General features: G+C 44.3%; 1 protein-coding gene. It reads left to right on the top strand.

Annotated features, from left to right (window positions below):
* Window positions 1–298: HAMP domain-containing protein (locus tag AB9F29_RS22145; RefSeq protein WP_369757282.1), on the top strand; the 298-nt coding region annotated here is incomplete at both ends.

Genomic DNA, 298 nt, shown 5'->3' with positions numbered 1-298 from the left:
GTGCACACGGCATTCATGGGATTCACTTACAAAAGCATTAAATGGGCACTTGTTGCTGATCAGACGGACTCTGAACTCTTTGCTCCCGCTGCAAGTCTACGCAAGAAGATGATAAGAGATATCTCACTCATTATGACTGGGATCGTCTTGATTTCCATTTTAGTTGCTCGAGGTATTTCGAGGCCTATCATTGCAATTTGGCACTCGATGAAACAAGTAGCAAACCATGACTTATTGAGTGCGATTCCTTTCGCAAATAGGCGCGATGAGATCGGAACAATTGCCAAGAGCCTTGAAC

Source organism: Falsihalocynthiibacter sp. S25ZX9 (assembly GCF_041205405.1).
Lineage (GTDB): Bacteria > Pseudomonadota > Alphaproteobacteria > Rhodobacterales > Rhodobacteraceae > Falsihalocynthiibacter > Falsihalocynthiibacter arcticus.
This window is presented reverse-complemented; position numbering and strand designations above follow the sequence as displayed.